Here is a 332-nt window from a genome sequence, read left to right on the forward strand (position 1 = left end):
TGAAGTGAACCCCAATAGTTGGAGATAATATTTAATAATTTTCAGGCACATAACTGGTCGTTGTGAATCCGGTATTCAACCGGACTCATTCCGGCTAGTTTTGTTTTTATGCGATGGTAATTGTAATACTGGATATAGTCCTTAACTGCCTGCTTAAGTGCCTGAAAGTCATCATAGTGATGATTATGAACTGTTCCGACCTTTAACTGATGAAAGAAACTCTCTGCACAAGCGTTGTCAAGGCAGGTAGCCTTACGGCTCATGCTTTGAAATACTCGATATTCCTTTAAGCACGCTTGGTATCGACTATTCTGATACTGGAATCCTTGATC

1 protein-coding gene is annotated in these 332 nt (G+C 40.1%); it reads right to left on the minus strand.

What is annotated here, in order from left to right; genetic code table 11:
• Positions 1 to 41 precede the first annotated feature (41 nt).
• Positions 42 to 332 (minus strand): IS3 family transposase (locus FD12_RS05945; RefSeq protein WP_156404072.1); only part of this gene is annotated, 291 nt, incomplete at its 5' end.

Source organism: Lentilactobacillus rapi DSM 19907 = JCM 15042 (assembly GCF_001436255.1).
Taxonomy (GTDB): Bacteria; Bacillota; Bacilli; order Lactobacillales; family Lactobacillaceae; genus Lentilactobacillus; species Lentilactobacillus rapi.